The following is a 514-nucleotide window of genomic DNA, read 5'->3' as shown; positions in this document are numbered from 1 at the left end:
TTTCACCATTAGCTACTTTTTCTTTAGTCCAAGTAATTTCTCTGTCTTTGTAAACACCGTTATTATCAGCAGAGTCTTTAACATAAGTTGTATGTTCAGGAATCTTATCAGTTATTGTTACATCTTGTTCTTTTCCAGTTGTATTTGTATAAGTAACTTTGTAAAGTAGTTCTTGTCCAGCCTTTACTTCTTTACCATCGATACTTGTACTGTCATCTTTGCTATCAAAAACATCTTTTACTGGTTTTGTTGATGTTGGGTTTGTTGTTTCGTTTGTTTCGTAATTGTTATTTCCTTCAATAACATTTGACTTATTAAGAATTTTTTCTCCACTTACATTATCATCAACTTTTACCCTGAATGTAACTTCGAATGTATCTCCATTGGCTACTTTATCTTTAGTCCAAGTGATTTCACCATTTTTATAAACACCATTATTATCAGCGGAGTCTTTAACATAAGTTGTATGTTTTGGAATCTTATCCTTTATTACAACCTTTTGTTCTTTTCCAGT

General features: G+C 30.9%; 1 protein-coding gene. It reads right to left on the bottom strand.

The features are described 5' to 3' along the window. Positions 1 to 514 (bottom strand): Ig-like domain-containing protein (locus VJI77_RS07370; RefSeq protein WP_323988940.1); only part of this gene is annotated, 514 nt, incomplete at both ends.

It is taken from the genome of Parvimonas sp. D2 (assembly GCF_035282635.1).
GTDB lineage: Bacteria > Bacillota > Clostridia > Tissierellales > Peptoniphilaceae > Parvimonas.
The sequence above is the reverse complement of the archived record's forward strand: the minus strand, read 5'-3'. Positions and strand labels throughout refer to the sequence as shown.